This window comes from Aliihoeflea sp. PC F10.4 (assembly GCF_054612275.1).
Genome location: NZ_JBTSWH010000001.1, coordinates 1,612,636 through 1,635,959, shown reverse-complemented (window position 1 = coordinate 1,635,959; position 23,324 = coordinate 1,612,636). Strand labels below are relative to the sequence as shown.

The window sequence follows — 23,324 nt, the reverse complement described above, 5'->3', positions numbered from 1 at the left end:
ATGTTGAGTCAATGGCGAGCGGGGCATTAGTTGCCACCCTCGGCCACGCCAGCCTGGCGAAGCAGATCGCCAAGGCTCTTTCCACCGATCCAACATCGCGCAATGACGCGGTCAAAGGAGCGGACGCGGCCGCCGCGCCCACGTTCGGCCGTGCAGGTGATCTCGCGCCGAAGGGCGACGCGTTCGAGCGCCGCTTTCGCCGCGGGACCGCCTGGCGTGTGCAGCTCCGGGGCATCGAAGTCGGCAAGGCGCACCTCGATCCACTCGTTGGGGTCCGATGTACGCCCGACGCAAAGACCGTCGCCGTCGCCGACATAACGGACCAAGCCGGAGAACTCGACTCCAACCTGCGAGGGGACAGGCGCCTCGCATGGATCTGCATGGGCCGGGACCGCAAAGCAGGCCGTGACGAATGCGCCGGTGACAGCGATGAAGCGACCGCTCACGCGGCCTTCTTCAAGGCGCTGCCGCCCTTCTTCTTCGCTAGCAGCGCCCGGACGAACTTATCCCACTTGGCCATGCCGGCGCGCTTTTCGACCATGTAGTTCCAGCGATCGTAGTGCTTCGAACTGACGTCCTGAAGGGCGTGGTTCTGAAGCCGATCGCGGATTTCCTTCGGCACACCAGCTTTTCCGGCGAGCGTCTTGAAAGTGCGCCGGAGATCGCGGTTCGTGACGTAGGGGATCACGCCGCGATCGCGCTGACGCCACATGAACGAGTATAGAGTGCCATGGCTGACCGGCTTTGACTGGTCCGTGGCGGAGGGGAAGAACCATCCATATTCGTTGGGCTTGATGGACTCGATCAGTTCGGCCGCGAGCGACGGGACCGGGACAGCGTGCGGCTGGAGGTTTTTGGTCTTCGACCAGTCGATGATCCGCTCTTTGGCGTCCCACTGGTCGACATGGAAGCGAGCGATCTCCTCAACGCGCTGTCCGGTCAGCATGAGAAGCTGCACGGCGCGGAGGTAGGAGGGAGTGACTGGCACATCGGGGCATTCGAGCCAACGATAGAGCTGCAGGAACTCGTCCTCATCCAGCCAGCGCGTGCCCTGGACCTTGGGCTCCGTCGGGATGCCGGTGGCCGGATTAAAAGGGATGCGGAAGCGGCGAGCCGATTGCTGTCGATAGTCGTTGTCGGATTTCATACCCCAGCCAAAGGCCGCGTGGAGATACGACCGCACATGATCGGCCATCGACTTCGCGCCACGATCATAGATCGGACGGATTAGCTCGATGATCTCCTCGGCCTCGATCTCGCGGGCGAGGCGGTTTCGTCCGAGCGTATCGGCAATCTTGTTCAGGCCTTTTTCCGTCTCCTTCCACGATGGCTTGCCGGCGGCCTTGAGCGACGCGACATAGCCCTCGAATAGGTCCGCGACCGTGCCAGGACGCGTATCCGTTGCGATCTTGATGCTTCGGCCCTTCTGGATCACATCCGCGAAGTCGCGCTTGAAGACCGCGCGCGCGTCAACGAGGGACATCGAGGGATACGCACCGATCTTCTTCTTGGTGCGCTTGCCATCACGCCACTGCTGGGCCATCCAATCGGCGGTCACGCGCTTGGGCATTGGCTTGAGGACAAGGACGAGACGGCCGGTGCCGCGTCCATCGCCGTCGGCGAGATTTTCTTGCTTCTGGCTCACCTCGACGCGCTTGAGCGCATGCCGGATGGCGGTGTCGGTCAGGCTGGGCATCGCGATTCTCCTGTTCCGCAACTGGGATCGGTTCAGGAGAAACAGGGGTCGCTTGCTGGGAGCGGAGAGCCGTTTTCTACCCCTTAAACCGCCCCCAGTTTGCCAAAACCGTCCCCACTACGCAATGCCAAAAATGCCCGAGTTTGCTAGTGTTTCAGCGTGCTTGTGCGTGCTCCAGCGTGATCTTATTGACCGAGTGGGATGGTTGTGCACAAGGATGATCGCCGTTGCCGAGAGCTCCAGCGCGCGCTTGATTACCTCGCGCGGGTAGACGGGGGTGTGATCCACCGTTCCGCGCTGCTGCACCTCGTCGGCGATCAGCGCGTTTTTCTTGTCCAGAAAGAGAATGCGAAACTGTTCCTTGGTCTCGAACGCCATTGCCGCGCGGCAATAGTCGATCACCTGCCGCCACGAGCCAAGCACTTCGCGGGTGCCGACTTCGCCGCGCGCGAGCAGGCTGCCGGCCGCTGCGACGATCTTCAGGTCGAGCGCGGTGGACAGGCCGACGCCTTTCACTTCGGCGAGCAGCGCCACGTCGGCCCCCAAAACCTCGGCGAATGAGCCGAAACGCGCCAGAAGCGCCTTCGCGGTGCCCTTGGTGTCAGCGCGTGGGATGGAGCGGAACAGGATCAGTTCCAGAAGCTCGTAATCGGCAAGCGCGGTCGCCCCAGCGTCGGCGAAGCGGGCACGCAGGCGGTCGCGATGTCCGTGATAATGCGGCTTTTCAGGCTTGGTCCTGGCCTTGGGCTTTGCGACCGGCGGATTTTCGGTAGCAAACGCAAGCGCGTCCGGTGGAAACGGTCGTTCGGCGAAAAAGCCGCGCTCGTCTTCCCCATCCGCTCCCGTCATTGCGATGTCAGCCCAGTCCGGGGCGGTCGAGGCCGCCCGGCGAAAGGGTGAACACTTCGCAGCCATCCTTGGTTACGCCGATGGTGTGCTCGTACTGCGCCGAAAGCGAACGGTCGCGTGTGACGGCTGTCCAGCCGTCCGAAAGCACTTTCACATGCGGGCGTCCCAGATTGATCATCGGCTCGATCGTGAAGATCATGCCTTCGCGCATTTCGACGCCCTCGTTCGGCGAGCCGTAATGCAGGATGTTGGGTGCGTCGTGGAAAAGCCGGCCGACGCCATGGCCGCAAAAATCGCGCACGACCGAACAACGCTCACCTTCGGCGAATGACTGGATCGCCGCGCCGATGGCGCCTGTGCGTGCGCCGGGCTTTGCGGCCGCGATACCGCGCATCAGACATTCATGCGTGACTTCGAGAAGACGCTCCGCCGCGCGCTTGATCTGGCCGACCGGGTACATCCGGCTCGAATCGCCATGCCAGCCGTCCAGAATGTAGGTGACGTCGATATTCACGATGTCGCCCTCGCGCAGCGGCTTGGCGTCGGGGATGCCGTGGCAGACAACATGGTTGATCGAGGTGCAGGAGGATTTGGTATAGCCGCGATAGTTGAGCGTCGCCGGTAGCGCGCCGTGATCCATGCCGAACTCGAACACGAACCGATCGATCGATTCCGTCGTCGTTCCGGGCTTCACCATACCGGCGAGCTCGTCGAGACAGCGCGCGGTCAACTGGCAGGCTTTACGCATGCCTTCGAATGCGTCTTCGTTATAGAGCCGGATCTGTCCGGTATTGCGCAAGGGCGCGGCGTCCGCCTCGAGATAGGTGACCATCGTGCGATATTCCTGCCGATCAGTATGAAAGTTATCCGCGACAAGATTTGGCATCATGCGCGTCTGCATTCAACCCCTGATAGTTCAGAGGCGATCTAGCGCGAATGCGCACTTACGTTGCAATCAGACCAAAATTGAATGGAGGTTTGTTGGTACGCCCAAGGGGAATCGAACCCCTGTCTGCGCCGTGAAAGGGCGCTGTCCTAACCGCTAGACGATGGGCGCGTTCCAACGAGGCGGTTTATAGTAAGCTTCCCGGATGGACACAAGGCGCGAACCGGTAATTTCGAATTTTTTCTGCGCGTGATTGCGTTACGCAACGTCGCAAATGGAGACGTTCAGCCCTTGCGGCGGCAGCGCCAGTTCCAGTCGCGCTCCGGTCCGGTATCCACGTGAATCGCTTCGGTGTGGCAATAGGTGCCGACGCCGCCACGGCGCGGCATGGCGCGCACGAATTCGGCCACTTTCAACTTATGGACGCCCGGCACATGGATGTCAGCCGCCGCGCACGCCATGTGCTGCGAAGCGCGTGCGCCGCGAACGCGCCGGTTATGCTCGGGGCTGCGATAGCCGGACGTGACGATGACCTTCTTGCCGAATCGGCTTTCGACGGCCCTGAGAATCGCGACGAGTTCGGGACGGAAGCAGCCAACTTCGACGTCTTCGCGTTGCCTCAGGAGGCCGTTGGGTGCGAGGCGCGCAAGGCCCGGCGCATACGCGACCTGATAAAGCCCGCCGCCTTCGAGCATGTCGATGTCGCTGTCGTCGTCGATGCCGTTGCGCCGGCTGATCTCGAAAAGCCCAGCATTGTCGCGAACGCCGGGGAGCGCGTCGTTGCCGAAGGAAGCGGCGTCGACCATTGCCGGGCGTGCGGCTGTCGCTGCCGATGCGAGCGCAGGCTGGTTATCTTCCAGATCGACGATAGGGCGCGAGGCCGGAGCCGGTGCTGCCGTATTCTGCTGCGGGGCGAGGGCGGCGGGCGCGGCAGCAGTTTGCTGGGGAGCCAGCGCTGCCGGTGCCGGCGCAGTCTGCTGAGGTGAGAAGAATGCGGACAGGAAGCCGCGTTTGGCAGGTTCGGCTTTCGGCTCTTCCGCTACTGTTTGAGCTTCGCCGCCTGAAGCCGCCGCTTCCCCCTGCACTGGCTCCGAAGGCGGGGCGTCCGCAGTATCGACGGACGTATTCTCTGCCGAAGGAGCGGCGTCGTTCAAGGCCGCCGTTTCAGCTGTTGGGGACGCGTTTTCCGCTTCGCCGGCGGATGCAGCCATCTCGGCTTGCTGCGGCGTGGCCGTATCTGTGCCGTCAGCGGCAGGCGCTTGAGCGGTCTCGGTTGTCTGCTGTGGTGCCTGGCCTGGAACGCCGGCCGCGCCATATTCGGGTGAAAAGCCGAACAGCGCTCCGTCCGTGTCCGACGTCGCAGAGCAGGATGCGAGCAAGGTGGCTGTCAGCGCTGCAAGCATGATACGACCGAAAGCGCTCGGGCGCGCGGCGTTTGCAGACAAGGCTTATCCCCTCGAATGTGCTCCGAAGAGCGAGGCGTTCACATCCCACGAACGCAGGTTCGAGAACCTGACGACTGGTGACCTAGCGGAAATGGACCCGAAACACAACACTGGTCCGGTTTGGTCGGCCGTACTGTCAAATCGCGGTTTCCACCTGCGCAGACTGCGGCCCGTACCGATCAGCGTGGAGTATTGGGTAGTTCGCCCGATCTGTCTATACCCGAACCTTGACGTACTCGCCCGGAGCTTCCGCCAGAATGTCCGTTGACTTGCCGACCTTCCGTGGCTTCGTCATCGCGTCGTCGCGGGCACGAATCCAGGTGTCCCAATGCGGCCACCACGATCCTGCCGCCTGCTCGGCCTCTTCAATCCAATCCTCGAAGTTTCCTGTCGGGGCTTTCCCCGTCCAGTACTGATATTTGCCGGACGTGGGCGGATTGACGACGCCAGCGATGTGTCCCGAACCAGCCATCACGTAATCGACCGGGCCGCCGAAAAGCGCGCTTCCAACGAAAACGGACTTTGCCGGTGCAATATGGTCCTCCCGCGCGGCCAGATTGTAGATCGGGATCTTGATGTCCTTCAGCGCGATCTTCTTGCCGTCCAGAACCATTTTTCCGGCAGCCAGATTGTTCTCCAGATAGCAGTTGCGCAGATAGTAGGAGTGGTTAGCTGCGCTCATGCGGGTCGAATCCGAATTCCAGTAAAGCAGGTCGAACGGCATCGGGGCCTTGCCGCGCATGTAGTTGTTAATGACGTATGGCCAGATAAGGTCACCCGCGCGCAGCATGTTGAAGGCGGTCGCCATCTTGGTCCCGTCGAGATAGCCGCGCGTTTCCATGGCCTGTTCGAGCGCATTTATCTGATCTTCATCGACGAACACCTTGAGATCGCCGGCATAGGTGAAGTCGACTTGCGTGGTAAAAAGGGTCGCGGACACGATGCGTTTTTCGCCGGTTTCCGCAAAAAGGGCGAGGGCGGCGGTCAGAAGCGTGCCGCCGACGCAGTAGCCGATCGCATTCACCTTTTTTTCGCCCGTCGCTTTCTCGATCGTGTCGAGTGCAAAGCGGATGCCTTGGTCGATATAATCTTCCCATCCCATGCGCGCATGTCGCTCGTCGGGATTGACCCAGGAAACGACGAAGACCGTGTGACCTTGCTCGACTGCCCAGCGGATGAAGGATTTTTCCGGGTTCAAGTCGAGGATGTAGAACTTGTTGATCCAGGGCGGGCAGATGAGGAGAGGGCGCTTCAGCACCTCCTTCGTGGCCGGCTCATACTGGACGATCTCGGCGAGCTCGCTGCGCGCGATCACCTTGCCGGGGGTCATTGCGATATTCTCGCCGATCTTGAAACGGGAAGCGTCCGACTGGCGCAGCTTGAGGTCGCCCTTGCCCTCGTTGATATCCTCGGCAAGCATTTTCAGCCCGCGCACCAGATTGGCGCCGTTGCTGGCGACGGTCTCGCGGAAGAGTTCCGGATTGGTCAGGATGAAGTTGGAAGGCGAGATCGCCTGGCTGATCTGCCTGACATAAAATTGCGCCTTATGGCGGGTGTGCTCGTCGAGGCCGTCTGCATGCTCCACCAGATCGCTCGCCCATCGCGAGGTCACGAAATAGGTCTGGCGCAGGAAGTCGAAGAACGCGTTGCGGCCCCAGTCCGGGTCGTTGAAGCGCTTGTCGGCCGGTTGCGGCGCTTCCGGCGCGTCGGGATTGGCCATTTTCGTCAGCGAGCGCGTCCAGGCTTCCATATAGCCCGAATAAAGGCGCGTTTGCGCTTCCAGTGCGCGTGACGGGTCGGAGAGCCAGTATTCGGTCAGCTTGGAGAAGGTCTTGACCATGTCGGCGATCGGCTCGGCGACGGTGTCGCGCACGTCGCCTTTTTCGCGCGGGCTTGTCCAGGCGGAGGCGACTTTTCCCGCTTCCTCCATCATGTGGGAAATGTTGACCGCGAACTCTTCGGGGTTCTTGACGAGATAGTCGTCGATGTCGGACGCGCCGAGTTCCGGCTTTGTTTGCGATGTCTTGCGGCCGGCCATGATTTTTAAGCTTCCTCCCACAAGCATTTTCTTTACACAGTAGCATGGCGTGGCCGAACCGGTCCAATAAAGTGCACGCGAATTGCGGGAAGAAAGAACGATGGTCGGAACAGTGTTTGCCGTGCGTGGGGTCGCCCTGTCGGCGCTTGTCGTCATGGCCGTGGGGTTGAGCGGTTGCGGCACAGCAACGAGCGGGCCGGCGACGGCGGCCTCGACCGCTTCGACCGGATCGGGCGTCTATCCCAACCTCAACGTGCCGATGACGCCTGCCACGGCGCAACTGACGCCGGAGGAGCGCGCCGAGACTGCTGCGGACCTGCGCGGACGCCGGCAAACGGGCGGCTCGCCCGCGCCAGGCTCATCATCGGCGGACGATCTGCGACGGATCGGCAGTACGCATGCGCAGGATGCAATTCGCCGCATTGAAAGCGAGTAGCCCGTTCGCTCGTCTCGACCCTCGCCGAAAACAGGTGTATAGCCGGCGCCGTCGCCCTCCCGTTCCGGAACCGTTGCCATGGAAGAATTTCACAAGGTTCGCCGCCTTCCTCCTTATGTGTTCGAACAGGTCAACCGCCTGAAGGCGTCGGCGCGCGCGCAAGGGGCCGACATCATCGATCTGGGCATGGGCAATCCCGATCTGCCGACGCCGAAGGCGATCGTCGACAAACTCGTCGACGTGGTGCGCGATCCGCGTACGCATCGCTATTCGTCCTCGCGCGGCATTCCGGGTCTGCGCCGCGCGCAGGCCAATTATTATGCCCGCCGTTTCGGTGTGAAGCTGAACCCGGATACGCAGGTCGTGGCGACGCTAGGCTCCAAGGAAGGCTTTGCCAACATGGCGCAGGCGATCACCGCGCCCGGCGACGTGATCCTGTGCCCCAACCCAACCTATCCGATCCATGCCTTCGGCTTCCTGATGGCGGGCGGCGTCATCCGCTCCATGCAGGTCGAGCCGGACGACAAGTTCATTCCCGCGCTGGAGCGCGCCATCCGGCATTCGACGCCCAAGCCGATTGCCTTGATCCTGAACTACCCGTCCAATCCGACGGCCTATGTCGCAACGCTCGATTTCTATAAGGAAGTCGTGGCCTTTGCGAAAAAGAACGACCTCGTCATCCTCTCCGACCTTGCCTATTCGGAGATCTATTTCGACGGCAATCCGCCTCCTTCGGTGCTCGAGGTGCCGGGCGCGCTCGACGTGGCGGTGGAGTTCACGTCGATGTCCAAGACCTTCTCCATGCCGGGGTGGCGCATGGGCTTTGCGGTTGGAAACGAGCGCCTCATCGCGGCGTTGACGCGCGTGAAATCCTATCTGGATTATGGCGCTTTCACGCCCATTCAGGTGGCTGCGACTGCAGCCCTCAACTCCGACGGCGCGGAAATCGACGAGGTGCGCTCGATCTATCACCGTCGCCGCGACGTGATGGTGGACACCTTTGCCCGCGCCGGTTGGGACATTCCGGCTCCGGCGGCGACGATGTTCGCATGGGCGCCCATTCCTCCTGCCTTCCGTCATCTCGGTTCGTTGGAATTTTCCAAGCTTCTGGTGGAAAAGGCCGATGTCGCCGTGGCGCCAGGAATAGGTTTCGGCGAGCATGGTGACGACTATGTGCGCCTCGCGCTGGTCGAGAACGAACATCGCATCCGGCAGGCTGCGCGTTCGATCAAGAAGTTCCTGAGCGCCGCTGCGCCTGCACCCGACAATGTGGTGCAGATCGGCGCGCGCCGCTAATTTTCAAAGCTGGATTGGGGTTTTCGAGGGTATGAGCGAAGCATTGCGCGTGGGTATTGCCGGTCTGGGTACGGTCGGCGCATCGGTCGTCCGTCTTGTCACGGAACGAGCGGCCGAACTCACCCGCCAATGCGGCCGCCCGATCGAAATCGCTGCCGTCTCCGCGCGTGACAAAAAGCGCGATCGCGGGATCGCGCTCGACGGCTTCCAGTGGTTCGATGATCCGGTCGATCTTGCAAAATCGGCCGATATCGATGTTTTCGTCGAACTCATCGGCGGCGACGAAGGGCCGGCGCGGCAGGCGGTTAAGGCCGCGCTTGAAGCGGGCCATCATGTGGTGACCGCCAACAAGGCGCTGCTCGCCAAACATGGCGTTTCGCTTGCCGAAATCGCGGAAAAGCGCGGCGTCCTTTTAAATTACGAGGCGGCGGTCGCAGGCGGCATTCCCGTCATCAAGACCATGCGTGAATCGCTGGCCGGCAACACCGTCCTGCGCGTCTTCGGCATTTTGAACGGCACCTGCAACTACATCCTCACGCGCATGGAAGCCGAGGGCATCTCCTTCGAGGACTGTCTCGCGGACGCCCAGCGTCTCGGCTACGCCGAAGCGGACCCGACTTTCGATATCGAGGGCAACGACACCGCCCACAAGCTGTCGATCCTGACCAGCCTTGCCTTCGGCACGAAGATCGCGGCCGACGACATCTATCTGGAAGGCATATCCAATATCACGCAGGCCGATATCCGCGCCGCTTCCGAGCTTGGCTACCGGATCAAGCTGCTCGGTGTGGCGCAGAAGACCGATACGGGCATCGAGCAGCGCGTCCATCCCACGATGGTGCCGACCGCTTCCGTTATCGCGCAGGTCCATGGCGTGACGAACGCCGTCGCCATCGAGACCGATATTCTTGGAGAACTTCTCCTGTCCGGGCCGGGGGCAGGCGGCAACGCCACCGCTTCGGCGGTCATCGGTGACATCGCCGACATCGCCAAGAGCCGCCCGGGCTTCCAGCACGGCCCGGTTTTCGGACGCCCTGCAAAGGAACTGGCGCCCTGCAAGAAGGCGAAGATGCGCAGCCACGAAGGCGGCTACTTCATCCGCCTGACGGTTCATGACCGTGCCGGCGTTTTCGCCGCGCTCGCCCGCCGCATGGCGGATAACGACATTTCGCTCGAATCGATCGTCCAGCATTCGAACGGAAACGCAATTCCCGACCAGAAGACCGTCATCCTGGTGACCCACGAGACAACCGAGGCCGCCGTGCGCAAGGCCATCGATGGCGTGACCAAGGATGGTCATCTCGTCGACACCCCTCAGGTGATCCGCATCGAACGGGCCGGTTGATGCCCCGCATGGCAAGTTGATGTCCGAACGTCGGCACTTTCTCGATGTGCGGCGTTCGGCGCGCGGTCTTGCCTGGGTGCATCGCCTCGATCCGCGGCAGGAAAACATCGCGCTTGCGATCGCGCAGACGCATGGCGTGACGGACATCGTTTCGCGCGTCCTTGCCGCGCGCGGCGTCGGGCTCGACGAGACCCCGCGCTTTCTCGATCCGACGATCCGCGATCTTATGCCCGATCCGTCGTCGCTGACCGACATGGACCAGGCGGCCGAACGCATCGCCGATGCGATCCAGCGCCGCAAGCCGGTCGCGATCTTCGGTGATTACGATGTCGACGGTGCGTGTTCGTCGGCGCTGATGAAGCGCTATCTCGATCATTTCGGTGTCCAGTCCGAAATCTATATTCCCGACAGGATATTCGAGGGTTATGGACCGAATCCTGATGCGATGCGTGAGCTCGTATCGCGTGGCGCAAGGCTGATCGTCACCGTCGATTGCGGCACCAACAGCGCGCCTTCCATCGATGCGGCGAACGACACTGGCGCCGATGTCGTAGTGCTCGACCACCATCAGGTCGGCGGGCCGCTTCCCGCGGCCCGCGCCGTCGTCAATCCGAACCGGGAGGACGATCTGTCGGGGCAGGGACATCTGTGCGCGGCCGGTGTCGTGTTCCTGACGCTGGTTCGCGTGTCGAGCGTGTTGCGCGCGCGCGGCCGCTCCGATTTGCCGGACCTTCTGGCCATGCTCGATTTGGTCGCGCTGGCGACCGTCTGCGATGTCGTTCCGCTCACCGGCATCAATCGCGCCTTTGTCGTTAAGGGCCTTCTCGCCGCCCGACGTCTCGGCAATCCGGGCATCGCCGCGCTGGCGCGGGTTGCACGCATCGGCGAACCGCTCAACGTCTTTCATTTTGGCTTCGTCATCGGTCCGCGCATCAATGCGGGCGGGCGCATCGGTGACGCGGCGCTCGGCTCGAAGCTGCTCGCCTGCACCGATCCGATCGAGGCCGGCACGATCGCCGAAACGCTCGACAGGCTTAATCAGGAGCGTCAGGCGATGGAAGCGGCGATGCTGCTCGATGCCAAGGCGCAGGCCGACGCCGAACTTGTGCGCGGCGATGGCCCGGCCGTGCTCGTTGCCGTTTCGGACGATTGGCATCCGGGCATTGTCGGCCTGCTTGCTTCGCGCCTGAAGGACCACGCGCGCCGCCCCGCCTTCGCGATTTCCTTCAACGCCAATGGCGTCGGGACTGGCTCCGGCCGCTCCGTGCCGGGCCTCGACCTTGGCCGTCTGGTACGCGATGCGGTCGAGGCGGGCCTGTTGGTCAAGGGCGGTGGCCACGCGATGGCGGCAGGCATTACCGTTCAGCGCGAAAATCTGGGCGCATTGCGTGCCTTCTTCGAAGAGCGGGCAGCAATCGAAGTGAAGCGCCTGCGCGAGGACGAAACGTTGAAGATCGACGCGGCTCTTTCGGCCGAGGGCGCGCGTTTCGAGCTTGTCGACGCGCTGGAGGTCGCCGGACCGTTTGGGGCAGGGCATTCGCAGCCCGTCCTCGTCCTTCCGCGCCATCGCATACTCGACGCCCGCGCCGTCGGCACCGGTCATCTGCGCGTCGATCTTGCGTCGGAAATGGGCGGTCGCATTCAGGCGATGGCTTTTCGCGTGGCGGACAGCGATCTCGGCAATTTTCTCGCGACCGGCCGGGGCTCGACGATACATCTCGCCGGCTCGCTAGGCTCGAACTACTGGAACGGCTCGCGCTCGGTGCAGTTTCGCATCATCGACGCCGCCAAGGCCTAGCCTAAAGCACGTTTTGAAGTCGCGTGAGTTCGCTGATCTGTGATTTCGTTGCCTCGTAGCCAAGCCGGATCAACTCGTCCGCGCGGTGAAAATCAGCAAGTCCGATATGGCCGAGCTTGGGCTGAAGCGACAAATCCGGCGGGTCGCCTGCAAGGCGCGTGCGCGAGATGCGGTCCTGCATGATGTTGAACGCTTCCACCATCACACCAGCGATGCCGAGGCGCGATTCTCGAGCATGCGGTCCCTTGTCGACAACGAGTGGCGTCTTCGCTCCTGCCTTTGCTTCGCCATCTGCGGGCATGTCCGCAGAATGCTTGATGACGGCTGCGCGCCCGAAAAGGTCGTAGTGAAGATTGACGGCGACGACGAGCGGCTGCTCATATGCGCGGCAGACGGAAACCGGAACGGGATTGACCAGCGCCCCGTCGACAAGAACGCGGTTGTTGCACACGACAGGCTCGAACACGCCGGGCAGCGCGTAGGACGCGCGCATCGATGTGATCAGCGACCCGCTCGACAGCCAGATTTCGTGACCGGTTCTGATTTCGGCGGCAACGCAAACGAACGGGCGCGGCAGGTCGGCAAGCGTCAAGCCGTCGAGATGGTCCTGCATTTTCGCGGTCAGTCGCATGCCGCCGAGAAGGCCCGAACCACGAATGGTGAAGTCCATGAGGCCGAACATCCGCCGCCGGGTCAGTGAGCGCGCAAATTCTTCCAGTTCATCGAGCTTTCCGGCGAGATAGCATCCGCCGACCAGCGCACCGATCGACGTTCCGGCAATCATGTTGATACGGATACCTGCTTCGTCGAGCGCACGCAGGACACCGATATGGGCCCAGCCGCGCGCCGCACCTCCGCCAAGCGCCAATGCTATCCCGACAGGCTCACGTTGCGCATCCGGCGGTAAGTCGTCGGCATTTGCTGCCCTTGCGCCTTCATGCCTGTGTCGAAAGGGCACCCAGTCGAGCATTACGCGCTCCAGTTTCGGATCGGTCTCATCTTGCTGAAATAGGGTAACCGAAAGCTGAAGACGAGGTTTCCGATGCTCGTATCGGACATGAAATTCGTTGTCAGGCGACCTTGCGATTTTTCCGCCTTCGGCCTACCCGTGATGCCTGACGCTGGCGCGCGTTCCCGCGTGCTTACTGGATACTCCAGACATATCGATGGAGATGCCGATGACTGCCGCTGAAAACGAAGATCACGGCGGCGATGACGCCTCGCTCGACATCTATAATGAGAACGGCGCTATCCGTGCGGACTTCCTTTCGACGGTAAGCGAGGCGGTCGAAGCCGGCGACGACACGGCGCTCAAGGCAGAGCTTTCGGGCCTGCACCAGTCCGAGATCGGTGATCTTCTCGAGGCGCTCGACGCTGACGACCGGCGCAACCTCGTCATTCTCATGGGCGACGAGTTCGACTTTACGGCCTTGACGGAAGTTGACGAAGCCATTCGTCTGGACATCGTCGAGCAACTTCCCAATGCGCAGATTGCGCAGGCCGTTCAGGAACTCGATTCCGACGACGCCGTCTACATTCTGGAAGACCTCGACCCCGAGGATCAGGACGAGATTCTGGCGCAGCTTCCGTTCACGGAACGGATCAGGCTGCGCCGCTCGCTCGACTATCCGGAAGAGACGGCCGGCCGCCGTATGCAGACGGAGTTCGTCGCCGTGCCGCCTTTCTGGACGGTCGGCCAGACGATCGACTACATGCGCGAGGACAAGAACCTTCCCGACAGCTTCCATCAGATTTTCGTCGTCGATCCAACGTTCCGTCTCGTTGGCGCGGTCGATCTCGACCGCATTCTGCGCAGCCAGCGCACGGTGCGTATCGAGGACGTGATGCACGAAACGCGGCACGCGATCCCGGCCACCATGGATCAGGAAGAGGCCGCGCAGGAATTCGAGCAATACGATCTTCTGTCCGCCGCCGTTGTCGACGAGAACGAACGCCTCGTCGGCGTCCTGACCATTGATGACGTCGTCGACGTCATTCAGGAAGAGGCCGAGGAAGACTTGCTGCGCATGGGCGGCGTCGGCGACGAAGAGCTTTCCGATACCGTGATGACCACGTCGCGACTGCGCGTGCCCTGGCTGCTGGTCAATCTGGTGATGGCTTTCCTTGCCGCATCGGTCATCGGGCTTTTCGATGCGACGATCCAGGAAATCGTCGCGCTTGCTATCCTCATGCCGATCGTCGCTGGAATGGGCGGAAACGCTGCGTCGCAGACGATGACCGTCACCGTGCGCGCGCTCGCCGCCCGCGACCTCGACATCTACAATGCAGGCCGCATCATTCGCCGTGAAATGGGCGTAGGCCTGATCAACGGCGTGCTGTTCGCGATCCTGATCGGCTGCGTGGCAGGGTTCTGGTTTTCGAATATCGATCTGGGTGGGGTCATCGCGGCGGCCATCCTGATCAATTTGTTCGTGGCAGCACTTGCCGGGATTCTGTTGCCGCTCGTTCTCGACAAGTTCGGTGCCGACCCTGCAGTGGCTTCTCCCGTCTTCGTCACGACCACTACGGACGTCGTCGGTTTTTTTGCCTTTCTGGGGCTGGCGACCTGGTGGTTCGGGCTGAGTTAGGCGTGCCTGATTGACTTTTACGTAAGTGCCGTGGCAATTTCATTCAGGTTCAAGTGCCTGATTGGAAACGAGATGCGGGAATTTTACACGATTACCGAGCTCACGCGCGAGTTCGGCGTATCGACCCGCACCTTGCGGTTCTACGAGGACGAGGGCCTGATCCTTCCCGTGCGCCGTGGCCGTACCCGCTTGTTTCGTCCGGCCGATCGTCATCTGATCAAGCAGATCATGCGCGGCAAGCGGCTCGGCTTCTCCATCAATGAAATCCGCGAGATCATCCAGATGTACCGCACCCCGCCCGGCGAGGTGGGACAGCTCAAGCTGATGATCAAGCGGATCGAGGAAAAGCGCGAGGATCTGCGCCAGAAGCGGCGAGATCTGGAAGAGACGCTGTCCGAACTCGACAGTGCCGAGGAAGCCTGCGTCGAGCGGCTTGCGGAACTGGGCGTAAATACCTGATCAGCGCGTCAGGCTGAACCGCTGAACTCCAAAACTTATCCCCCTCTGCTCGACCTCCGCCATACTCCGTCGCATCGCCTTCGTGGGAACCGGTGCGCACCGGGTATCGGGAGGGCGGCGATGACCTCCCCCCGATGGCGTCGGACACCATCGGGCATGTGAAGGGGTGAGGAGTGATCGGCCAAAGGCCGAGAGAAAGCCAACGATTTGGCTTTCTCAACGACGAACGCCCAGAGCCATAGCGAAGGGCTAAAGAACAGGCCGGCGTGGCGGGCCGCTTGCATGTCGCAAGCCGTACACCATGCGGAAAAGCCGCTGAGGCTAATGTCTTTCGGGGCAAAAGCCTTCGTGACCGGTCGAGAGCCAGACAGCCATCGGTGGGGTGCGTGGTTCGCGCCACTCTAAACACCATAGGAAGGCACGGCCCGCGCGCCCCGCTTCCCGTTCTTTGACAATGGGCCGGATGCTGAAATGCAGGCGCGGCGACGAGTAGGTGCGCCTCAGAACCAGCGCCGCACGCGTTTGGAATAATCGCGATAGGCCTTGCCGAAGCGTCGCTCCAAATGCCGCTCTTCCGGACGGATCGCGAGAAAGCTGACCGCGAATGCCGTTGCGACGCCGAAGATCACGAACCAGAGATTCCCGAGGATGAGTGCAAGGGCGAACAAAACCGTCACCATGCCCAGATAGATCGGATTGCGGCTGATCGCGAACGGGCCATCGGTCACGAGATGTACGGCTGCGGCGTAAGGAGCCACAGGCGTCCGCCGGTTGCGGAATTTCACGATCACGACGACGATCAGAACGAGCCCGCCAACGGCAAGCAAGGCACCCAACCCTGCCAGAAATTCGCCGAAGGGACCGTGAAACCATGGCAGCGGGAAGAACGCCCCGGCGACGAGCGCCAGCGCCGCGAATGCGAGGAGGATCGTCACCGGCCAGGGAAAGCGCATCGGCGGCTTTTCGTTCGTCGTCATTGATCCCCCTCAAAACCATCCTGCCCGGTCGAAATCGAGCATTGAGCGGCAATCCCGCCGAGCCATGCATTCATCGCATCGTCAGGCTCGCGCGTGAAAAGCTCGTCAACGCGCGCATCGCCCTCGATCTCCCCCATCACGCAATCGCAATAGGCCGGGCAAAAGGTTTCGTCCTGCGTTTCAAGGCACTGCGCGACGCAGGCGCGTTCGAAACCGACGAGCGGCGGTTCGGCCTGCGGCGGCACGACCTGTGAGAACAGGAAGACGATGCCGATCAAAACCGGCTGGTGGAGGAGATAAAAGGCAAGACTGTGCTGCCCGATGAATTGCAGCGGCCGCGTCCAGCTTGCAAGTGGCTTGCCGGCGGCACGTTCCGTCCAGCCTTGCGCCATGGCGATTTTCGCTGCCGCCACGCCGAGCAATGTCGCGGCGAACCATGGAAAAAGCGGTACGAAATCGTTCGATCGCGGCGGTGCGGCCGCCAGTCCTACCCAGGCTAGAAGCAGCGGATTGAAGAAATCCCCTCTCCAAAAAAGAGGCAGAGCGATAAATGCGACCGCAATCGCGACGAGGACGAGCGCTGGTAGTCGCAAAAAGGCGAGGCCAATGAGGCTGGCCACAGCGATATGATGGAGAATGCCGAAAAAGATGAAAGTGTCGGGCGTAACGAACCACGTGACGGCGGTGATGGCCGCTGCCGCTGCCGCGACCTGCGCCATGCGCTTCCAGAATGGCCGCCACCTGATTCCGCGCCAGTGAGCGAGGAAAAGGCTGAAGCCGACCAGAAAGAGAAATGAGGACGCAATCGAGCGGGCGAAGATGCGCCATCCGCCTTCGGTTGTCATGCCGGCGGGTGCATATCCGAAGAATTCGAGATCCCACGCGAAATGGTAGATCGCCATGGCGATGAGCGCGACGCCGCGCGCGGCATCAATCGCCTCGATGCGCGATTTGTTTTTCTGCGATGGCTGCACTAGTTCGGTCATGGAAGATTCGCGGTTGATATCTGTCGGTAGCATGAAACGCGAACGAAGAGCCAAGGATAAGGATTACCAGATGCACTCGGTGGAAGCGAACGGCGCGAAGATTCCAGCGCTCGGCCTTGGAACATGGACCCTCAAGGACGAGGATTGCTCCGAACTCGTCGTTCATGCCCTCGCGAATGGCTATCGCCATCTCGATACGGCGGCGAAATACGAAAACGAGGAAGCCGTGGGGGAAGGGCTTCGCCGGTCCGGCGTCTCGCGCAACGATGTATTCGTCACCACAAAAGTTTGGTGGACGGATTTGGCGGCCAAGGATTTTCGCCGTTCGGCTGAAGCGAGCCTAAAAAAGCTGGGTCTCGACGAGGTCGATCTTCTGCTGATCCACTGGCCCAATCCGGCGATACCGCTCGATGAAGCGATCGGTGCGCTCAACGCAGCGAAAAACGACGGCCTGACCCGTCATATCGGCGTGTCGAACTTTCCGACTGGTCTTCTCTCGCAAGCGATCGAACTTTCTGATGCACCGCTTGTCGCCAATCAGGTCGAGCACCACCCCTATCTCGATCAGTCCAAGGTGCATGCCGCGTGCCGCGCGGCGGGCATGGCGATGACCTCGTATTGCCCGCTGGCCAGAGGCGCCGATCTCTTCGCCGAACAGGCCGTGATCGATGCCGCGCAAAAGCATGGCAAGTCGCCGGGGCAGATCGTTCTTCGCTGGCACGTGCAGCAGGACGGGGTCGTCGCGATCCCCCGCACCACGAAGAAGGAACGGCTGTTGGAGAACATCGCCATCTTCGATTTTGCCCTGACAGACGCCGAGATGCAGGCGATTTCTGCGCTAGGCGCGCGCAACATGCGCATTTGCGACTTTGACTTTTCGCCGACCTGGGATGCCGCCTGAGATCAGTCGCGTAGGATCAGGCGTTCGCCGCGCATCTCGAAGCCGGATAGCGAACTGATGAAGTTCATGCCGAGGAGCGTTCGGTCGAGTTGGCCGTCCGCTGCGACCAGAGCAGGCAGGCGCGCTCGCGAAATGTCGCCGATGCGGATTTCGTCGATGGTGATGCGTGCCGCCTGCGCCGGTCCGTTTGCTGTCATGATGGAAACGGTGAAGCTCAGCGCTTCCGGATCGATGCCCGCGCGCCTTGCGACGGCGTCGCTCAGAACGGTCACCGTCGCGCCGGTGTCGACGACCGTGTTGACCGCCGTGCCGTTGATTGCGGCCCGGATTTCGAAATGACCGTTCGCCATCCGGTCAACCATGACTGCGGCGCGGCCGTCGTCGGAAATCATCGAAAGCGGGCTGCCGGGCACCAGACCGGCGGTAAGGCGGCTGGCGACGTCCTGCAATTCGTAGCGATATTGGTAGCCGATCATCAGCGCCATGATGATGACGAGCCAGATGGCGAGCGTGCGCACCATCGGCCCGAAACGTTGCCCGGAGCCAAGAAGCCCGACGCCTACGACCGCGCCGAGAACGCCAAGATAGAGCGTACGCGCCAGCCCGTCTCCATCGAGACCGAACAGCGTCCCGCCATCTTCCATCGCGATCAGCCCGATAAGCCCGAGCGCCATAACCGCGAGAATGATCCAGAAGAAGCGGCCCATGGTCAGTTCCCCACCGGTCTGCGCTCGCGCGCCATGCGGCTGCGCTTGGTTTCGCGTCGCGGACGGCGTGCCATAGTCTCTAGTCGGGCGCCAAGAAGCGCCATGGTGTCACGCCGCTCCTGCGGCGTCATGGATGTCCATGCGCCGATTTCCTCGCGCGTGCGTCCGCACCCGAAACAGTAGCCGGTCTTCTGGTCGATCGAGCATATGAGAATGCACGGAGATTCGATCGGCGTCATTGTGTTGTCCTGAACATCCCTCACAGATGGGCCAATCGGCCATGCGAAGCAAGAAGGCCGGTTTCTTCGCCATTGAGATTGCATCGCAGCGGCGTTATTGCGCTAGCCACTCAGACAAGGAGCACCTGATGACGAGCGGCCTGCCATTCGACGATTATCGCGACCTTTTGCGCCGGCTGCCCGAGCCGGACGGCAAGGCCCGGCGCGAAGCGGAGGCGAGGTTACGGCTTCTGGACGCGCAGGGCGTCGGGCTTGGTCGCTTGGGCGAACTCGCGGTCTGGCTGGCCGGCTGGCAGGGGCGCAGCGAACCGCTCATCACCCGTCCGATGGTAACGCTTTTTGCCGGGACGCACGGCATCGCGCGTCACGAAATCAGCACGCGCGGCCGCGACGAGACGCAGGCGATGGTCGAGTTTTGTGCGGCCGGCGGAGCGGCGATCAACCAGATCTGCGCGGCGAACGATTTCGGCCTCAAGGTCTTCGACTTGGCTCTGCACATGCCCGTTGCCGATATTTCGGAAGGCCCGGCATTCGACGAGCGCGGCTGTGCCGTCACCATGGCGTTCGGCATGGAGGCGATCGCCGGCGGCGCGGACCTGATCTGCGTTGGATCGCTCGGCGTTGGGGGTGAGACCGTCGCCGCAGCTTTGTTGATGGCTCTGCATGGCAAGGCGGCGCTCGACTGGATATTGCCGCAGGGCGACGCCGATATGACGGAGCGGCGCATCCGCCTGATTGATCAGGCCGTTGCGCTGCATGGCAGCCACGCCAAGGACCCGCTGGAGGCTCTGCGCAGGCTTGGCGGGCGTGAGATCGCGGCGATTGCGGGGGCGATACTTGCCGCGCGAATGGAGCGCATCCCGGTCGTGCTCGATGGGATTGTTTCGCTTGCCGCCGCTGCGGTCCTGCAAGCCGTGCGCAAAGATGCGCTCGATCACTGCGTTCTCGGCCATTTCACTGCCAATCGCGGTCAGCGAAACGCGGCCGCTGCGCTCGGATTGAAGCCGCTTGTCGATCTCGGGATCGGCGAAGGGGAGGGCGTCGGTGCCGCTATGGGTGCGCTCGTCCTGAAGAACGCAGCGCAGGTTCACGCCTCGATGACGATCCGGCAGAACTGATCGCAAATTTTTAGCGACGGCCTGCAATCGCCAGCTTCGTTGGCAGTGCGGGCAAAGCTTCCATGACGCGCGAGGGCGGCAGAATGGCGATTGCCTCCGTGCCCTCGCGCAATTTCGAGCGAAGCTGGAATTCACCGCCGTGAAGCTCGATCAGGCCCTGCACGATGGGAAGTCCGAGGCCAGTTCCCTGTTCTGCGCTTTTGATCGCGATGGAGCCTTGGCCGAATGCCGAAAGCACGATCGGAATTTCTTCGGCCGGAATGCCGGGGCCGTTGTCTTTCACGGAAATGTATTGGCCGCCGCCCGCCGTCCAGCCGACGCGCACCCGCACTTCCGAGCCGTTCGGCGCAAACTTGATGGCGTTGGAGAGCAGGTTGAGGGTGATCTGGCGAAGTGAGCGTTCGTCGGCAAGAAGGCGTGGCAGGACCGGCTCGAACTGCTGCACGATGCGGATATTCTTCTTGTGGGCCTTCAACTCCATCAGGTGACAGCATTCCTCCACGACGCCGCCAAGCGACAGCGGTTCCTCATTGAGCTGGTAGCGTCCCGCCTCAATGCGCGAAAGGTCGAGAATTTCGTTGATGAGGTTCAACAGGTGCTGCCCGGACGCATTGATGTCGCGCGAATAGTCCCGGTAGGTCTCGTTGTGCATCGGGCCGAGCACTTCATTGCCCATGACTTCCGAAAACCCGAGGATAGCGTTCAGCGGCGTGCGCAGTTCGTGGCTCATAGTGGCCAGAAAGCGGGACTTGGCGAGGTTCGCTTCTTCGGCGCGGCGTCGCGCCTCGTCCGACATCGAATTCGCGGTCTCGAGTTCGCCGATCAACTCGTCCTTTTCGGTTTGATAGGACAGGAGCATCACCGCCGAGCGGTTCATCTCCCGGGCGACGAATGTGAAGAAGCCGAGCGACAGTGCCAAAAGCGCGACCATGACGGCCTCGATCGGCTCCGACACGCTTATTGTTTGCCAGGCGAAGACTGCTACGGGCAGCGCGAAGGTGAAAAAGACGGCGCCTCTCAACGTATGCGTAATCAAAGCGGTCGAGGCGATCGCGATGAGGATGATGACCGTCTTGAGAAAGGTGAATTCGTCGAGGCGGCACTCCGTGCATTCCATGGTCGCGAGATAGGCCCAGCCCAGCCCGCTGACGAAATGGCCGAGCAGAAAACTGCGCTTGACGCCCACCGCGTCGAGGTCGTTGATGTCCGCTTTGTCCACGCGGCGGGCGATGAGCGCCAGACCGAGATAGCAGGCGACGGTGATGACGGCCCAGACCACCATCTGAGGGCCGGTACCCAGGAACACACCAGCCGCCGTGATGACAAACACCATCAGCGGGATCGCCGCTGCCGTGTTGATCATAGCGCGGGCATGAAGCTTCAGGAGTTCGCGATCGAAAACCGGATTGCCGTCGCGCTGCGACAGCCGTTCGCGCGTGCGTCGAACCGCCTTGGCGACATCGGTGTTGCGATGCGCCTGACGACGGTCCACGATATTCTTGTCGGCAAGCTGTGTGCCTGAAAACGCCATACGAAATATCAGTCAATGCGCGCCAATGATCTGCGCAAGATCCTATACGCAGAAGATTAAGAGACCCTTCGCATTGCTTCGTCGAAAAATCCGCAGTCATAAAACGGCTTCGCGTCCCCGCCGCGGTGGCGGCCGCTTGCATGCGCCCAAGTTGCACGACTATGCGCTGACCATTACGTTGTTCATCGTCCTTGGCGCACTCGCGGTGCATTTCGAGAATCGGTCGGCGCACGAGATCGATGGCATCATGCGCGTGGTCGACGGCGACACACTGGCGATGGGTGCAACCCGCATTCGCTTGCGCGGGATGGATGCACCGGAACTCGGCCAACAATGCACGCGCGGCGGTGCACCATATGATTGCGGACAATATGCGCGCCGGGCACTCGTTGCGGCGATCGGCGGCGAAGCGGTGACATGCACTGCGCGGCGCAAGGATCGATATGGCCGCTTCGTCGCGACATGTTACAGAGATAATTTCGACCTGAACCGCATGATGGTGGAGGAGGGTTGGGCAGTCGCGTCCGGGGACTACGACCTTGCCGAGCGCCATGCACGATCGGCAGGACGGGGCATATGGGCGGGCGATTTCGAAAGCCCGCGCGACTGGCGCGCGCGGCGGGGAATGCTGAGTGAGGATGGTGGGTTCTTCGATGCGTTTGTCGACCGCCTGCGTCTTCTTTTCGATAGGTCGTGACCGGCACCCGCCGGGTAAAGACGTGCTAAGAGAGACTGAACCGGGAGAGAGATCATGAAGCTTTACGATGGCGGACGCGCCCCGAACCCGCGCCGGGTGCGCATTTTCCTTGCCGAAAAAGGCATCGAGGTTCCGCTCGTGCCTGTCGACATGGCCACAATGGGCCACAAATCGCAGGAAGTGACGGCGAAAAACCCGCTCCAGCGTCTGCCGGTTCTCGAACTTGACGATGGCACGGTCATCACCGAATCCGTCGCGATCTGCCGCTATTTCGAGGAAATTTACCCCGAACCGCCACTTTTCGGTGAAGGGCCGGTCGGAAAGGCGCTGGTCGAGATGTGGCAGCGACGGATGGAACTGAACTTCGTGTCCGCGGTCGCTCAGGCGTTCCGTCATATCCATCCCGCGATGAAGGAGTGGGAAGTGCCGCAGATCGCCGAATGGGGTGAGGCGAACAAGCCGAAGGCGATCGAGTTCCTCCGCTTTCTCGACGGGCACCTCGCCGACAGCCAATTTATCGCAGGCAACGCCTATTCGATTGCGGATATCACCGGCATGGTCGGTGTGGAATTCATGAAGCCGGCGCGTCTGGCCGTACCGGATGAACTTCAAAACGTGAAACGCTGGTTCGCAGAAGTGTCTTCCCGGGCAAGCGCGCAGGCCTGATTGAACGACCCGCATAAGATCGCTGACAGGATTCGACTGTGCCGAATCTGCCGTGATGCGCCTTTGAAGACGCCGCTGCCGCATGAGCCGCGCCCCGTCGTCGTCGCTTCGTCCATGGCGCGCGTTTTGATCGCAGGGCAAGCGCCCGGAACGCGCGTTCATGCGACGGGGATTCCATTCAACGACCGCTCCGGTGATCGGCTTCGCGACTGGATGGGCGTTTCGCGCGATGAATTCTACGACTCGATGAAATTCGCCATTGCGCCGATGGGATTTTGCTTTCCCGGACAGGACGCCAAGGGCGGCGATCTGCCGCCACGACGCGAATGCGCGCCCGCATGGCGCGCGCCACTGATGACGGCCATGCCGCAAATCGAACTGGTTCTCGCGATCGGCCTTCATGCGCAGCGATGGCATCTTGGGCGCGCTTGCGGCGCATCCTTGACGGAAAACGTCCGCAACTGGCGCGACATCTTCCTGCGCAACGAACAGCCGCGCATCTTGCCGCTGCCGCATCCCTCATGGCGCAATACGGGATGGTTGAAACGTCACCCTTTTTTCGAAACCGAATTGCTCCCGGTGCTGCGCCGCGAAATCCGTTTGTTCGTTACCGAAGAGAGTTAGAACAATTTTGCTCTTGTTTGGCGGTCAGGCTGCTCTTCATGC

Annotated in this window: 23 protein-coding genes and 1 tRNA gene; 11 read left to right on the top strand and 13 right to left on the bottom strand. The window is 61.8% G+C overall.

Features of this window, described 5'->3' with window-relative positions:
- Window positions 1–26: 26 nt before the first annotated feature.
- The 7 genes from ACX82Z_RS08155 to ACX82Z_RS08125 form a co-directional block, all read right to left on the bottom strand.
- Window positions 27–446, bottom strand: a complete 420-nt coding sequence (locus ACX82Z_RS08155; protein WP_037519592.1) for a thermonuclease family protein — start codon at window positions 444–446, stop codon at window positions 27–29.
- Window positions 443–1,696 carry a tyrosine-type recombinase/integrase gene (locus ACX82Z_RS08150; protein ID WP_037519595.1) on the bottom strand — a complete coding sequence of 418 codons (1,254 nt, stop codon included), beginning with the start codon at window positions 1,694–1,696 and terminating at the stop codon, window positions 443–445. Before ACX82Z_RS08150 ends, ACX82Z_RS08155 begins: the two co-directional genes overlap by 4 nt.
- Before the next feature lie 117 nt (window positions 1,697–1,813).
- Window positions 1,814–2,545 carry a JAB domain-containing protein gene (locus ACX82Z_RS08145; RefSeq protein WP_459587914.1) on the bottom strand — a complete coding sequence of 244 codons (732 nt, stop codon included), beginning with the start codon at window positions 2,543–2,545 and terminating at the stop codon, window positions 1,814–1,816.
- A 7-nt stretch (window positions 2,546–2,552) separates the two neighbouring features.
- Window positions 2,553–3,377 (bottom strand): type I methionyl aminopeptidase, encoded by an 825-nt coding sequence (gene map / locus ACX82Z_RS08140; protein WP_459911671.1) that lies wholly within the window; start codon window positions 3,375–3,377, stop codon window positions 2,553–2,555.
- 150 nt (window positions 3,378–3,527) lie between these two features.
- Window positions 3,528–3,602, bottom strand: a tRNA-Glu gene (locus tag ACX82Z_RS08135).
- Between the two features lie 113 nt (window positions 3,603–3,715).
- Complete coding sequence (locus ACX82Z_RS08130) at window positions 3,716–4,876, bottom strand: YcbK family protein (protein ID WP_459587913.1); 1,161 nt, start codon at window positions 4,874–4,876, stop codon at window positions 3,716–3,718.
- Window positions 4,877–5,090: 214 nt separating this feature from the next.
- On the bottom strand, window positions 5,091–6,914 hold the full coding sequence (locus tag ACX82Z_RS08125; RefSeq protein WP_459587911.1) for a PHA/PHB synthase family protein: 1,824 nt from the start codon (window positions 6,912–6,914) through the stop codon (window positions 5,091–5,093).
- Between the two features lie 100 nt (window positions 6,915–7,014).
- Between ACX82Z_RS08125 and ACX82Z_RS08120 the strand changes: the two genes are divergently transcribed.
- The 4 genes from ACX82Z_RS08120 (at window position 7,015) to recJ (ending at window position 11,789) form a co-directional block, all read left to right on the top strand.
- Complete coding sequence (locus ACX82Z_RS08120) at window positions 7,015–7,350, top strand: hypothetical protein (protein WP_459587909.1); 336 nt, start codon at window positions 7,015–7,017, stop codon at window positions 7,348–7,350.
- A 78-nt stretch (window positions 7,351–7,428) separates the two neighbouring features.
- Window positions 7,429–8,646 (top strand): LL-diaminopimelate aminotransferase, encoded by a 1,218-nt coding sequence (locus tag ACX82Z_RS08115; RefSeq protein ID WP_459587906.1) that lies wholly within the window; start codon window positions 7,429–7,431, stop codon window positions 8,644–8,646.
- 31 nt (window positions 8,647–8,677) lie between these two features.
- Window positions 8,678–9,991: a homoserine dehydrogenase gene (locus ACX82Z_RS08110; RefSeq protein WP_459587904.1), complete on the top strand. Its 1,314-nt coding sequence runs from the start codon at window positions 8,678–8,680 to the stop codon at window positions 9,989–9,991.
- A gap of 19 nt (window positions 9,992–10,010) precedes the next feature.
- Complete coding sequence (gene recJ / locus ACX82Z_RS08105; RefSeq protein ID WP_459587903.1) at window positions 10,011–11,789, top strand: single-stranded-DNA-specific exonuclease RecJ; 1,779 nt, start codon at window positions 10,011–10,013, stop codon at window positions 11,787–11,789.
- 1 nt (window position 11,790) lies between these two features.
- Here the strand turns inward: recJ and ACX82Z_RS08100 are convergent, their stop codons facing one another.
- Window positions 11,791–12,759 carry a patatin-like phospholipase family protein gene (locus ACX82Z_RS08100; RefSeq protein WP_459587901.1) on the bottom strand — a complete coding sequence of 323 codons (969 nt, stop codon included), beginning with the start codon at window positions 12,757–12,759 and terminating at the stop codon, window positions 11,791–11,793.
- Window positions 12,760–12,967: 208 nt separating this feature from the next.
- Between ACX82Z_RS08100 and mgtE the strand changes: the two genes are divergently transcribed.
- Complete coding sequence (gene mgtE / locus ACX82Z_RS08095) at window positions 12,968–14,377, top strand: magnesium transporter (RefSeq protein ID WP_459587899.1); 1,410 nt, start codon at window positions 12,968–12,970, stop codon at window positions 14,375–14,377.
- Window positions 14,378–14,449: 72 nt separating this feature from the next.
- Window positions 14,450–14,836: a MerR family transcriptional regulator gene (locus tag ACX82Z_RS08090; RefSeq protein WP_459587897.1), complete on the top strand. Its 387-nt coding sequence runs from the start codon at window positions 14,450–14,452 to the stop codon at window positions 14,834–14,836.
- 500 nt (window positions 14,837–15,336) lie between these two features.
- Here the strand turns inward: ACX82Z_RS08090 and ACX82Z_RS08085 are convergent, their stop codons facing one another.
- Window positions 15,337–15,813: a methyltransferase family protein gene (locus tag ACX82Z_RS08085; protein ID WP_459587895.1), complete on the bottom strand. Its 477-nt coding sequence runs from the start codon at window positions 15,811–15,813 to the stop codon at window positions 15,337–15,339.
- Window positions 15,810–16,799, bottom strand: a complete 990-nt coding sequence (locus tag ACX82Z_RS08080; RefSeq protein WP_459587893.1) for a DUF1624 domain-containing protein — start codon at window positions 16,797–16,799, stop codon at window positions 15,810–15,812. Before ACX82Z_RS08080 ends, ACX82Z_RS08085 begins: the two co-directional genes overlap by 4 nt.
- Before the next feature lie 70 nt (window positions 16,800–16,869).
- On the opposite strand from ACX82Z_RS08080, the gene ACX82Z_RS08075 reads away from it, so the two are divergent.
- Window positions 16,870–17,700 carry an aldo/keto reductase gene (locus ACX82Z_RS08075; protein ID WP_459587892.1) on the top strand — a complete coding sequence of 277 codons (831 nt, stop codon included), beginning with the start codon at window positions 16,870–16,872 and terminating at the stop codon, window positions 17,698–17,700.
- A 2-nt stretch (window positions 17,701–17,702) separates the two neighbouring features.
- Here the strand turns inward: ACX82Z_RS08075 and ACX82Z_RS08070 are convergent, their stop codons facing one another.
- Complete coding sequence (locus tag ACX82Z_RS08070) at window positions 17,703–18,407, bottom strand: TIGR02281 family clan AA aspartic protease (protein ID WP_459587891.1); 705 nt, start codon at window positions 18,405–18,407, stop codon at window positions 17,703–17,705.
- 2 nt (window positions 18,408–18,409) lie between these two features.
- Window positions 18,410–18,646, bottom strand: a complete 237-nt coding sequence (locus ACX82Z_RS08065) for a DUF1289 domain-containing protein (protein ID WP_459587890.1) — start codon at window positions 18,644–18,646, stop codon at window positions 18,410–18,412.
- Window positions 18,647–18,774: 128 nt separating this feature from the next.
- Here ACX82Z_RS08065 and ACX82Z_RS08060 point away from each other — a divergent pair, with 128 nt between their 5' ends.
- Window positions 18,775–19,764, top strand: coding sequence for a nicotinate-nucleotide--dimethylbenzimidazole phosphoribosyltransferase (locus ACX82Z_RS08060; protein WP_459587888.1), 990 nt, complete (start codon window positions 18,775–18,777; stop codon window positions 19,762–19,764).
- A gap of 10 nt (window positions 19,765–19,774) precedes the next feature.
- On the opposite strand, the gene ACX82Z_RS08055 is transcribed toward ACX82Z_RS08060, so the two are convergent.
- On the bottom strand, window positions 19,775–21,295 hold the full coding sequence (locus ACX82Z_RS08055) for a sensor histidine kinase (RefSeq protein ID WP_459587886.1): 1,521 nt from the start codon (window positions 21,293–21,295) through the stop codon (window positions 19,775–19,777).
- A gap of 136 nt (window positions 21,296–21,431) precedes the next feature.
- Between ACX82Z_RS08055 and ACX82Z_RS08050 the strand changes: the two genes are divergently transcribed.
- The 3 genes from ACX82Z_RS08050 to ACX82Z_RS08040 are packed head-to-tail and all read left to right on the top strand — an operon-like array spanning window position 21,432 to window position 23,282.
- Complete coding sequence (locus ACX82Z_RS08050; RefSeq protein ID WP_459587884.1) at window positions 21,432–21,992, top strand: thermonuclease family protein; 561 nt, start codon at window positions 21,432–21,434, stop codon at window positions 21,990–21,992.
- Between the two features lie 54 nt (window positions 21,993–22,046).
- A complete protein-coding gene (locus ACX82Z_RS08045; RefSeq protein ID WP_459587882.1) occupies window positions 22,047–22,658 on the top strand; it encodes a glutathione S-transferase family protein in 612 nt (203 codons plus the stop codon).
- Window positions 22,659–23,282, top strand: coding sequence for a uracil-DNA glycosylase family protein (locus ACX82Z_RS08040; protein WP_459587881.1), 624 nt, complete (start codon window positions 22,659–22,661; stop codon window positions 23,280–23,282).
- The last annotated feature ends 42 nt before the right edge of the window (window positions 23,283–23,324 follow it).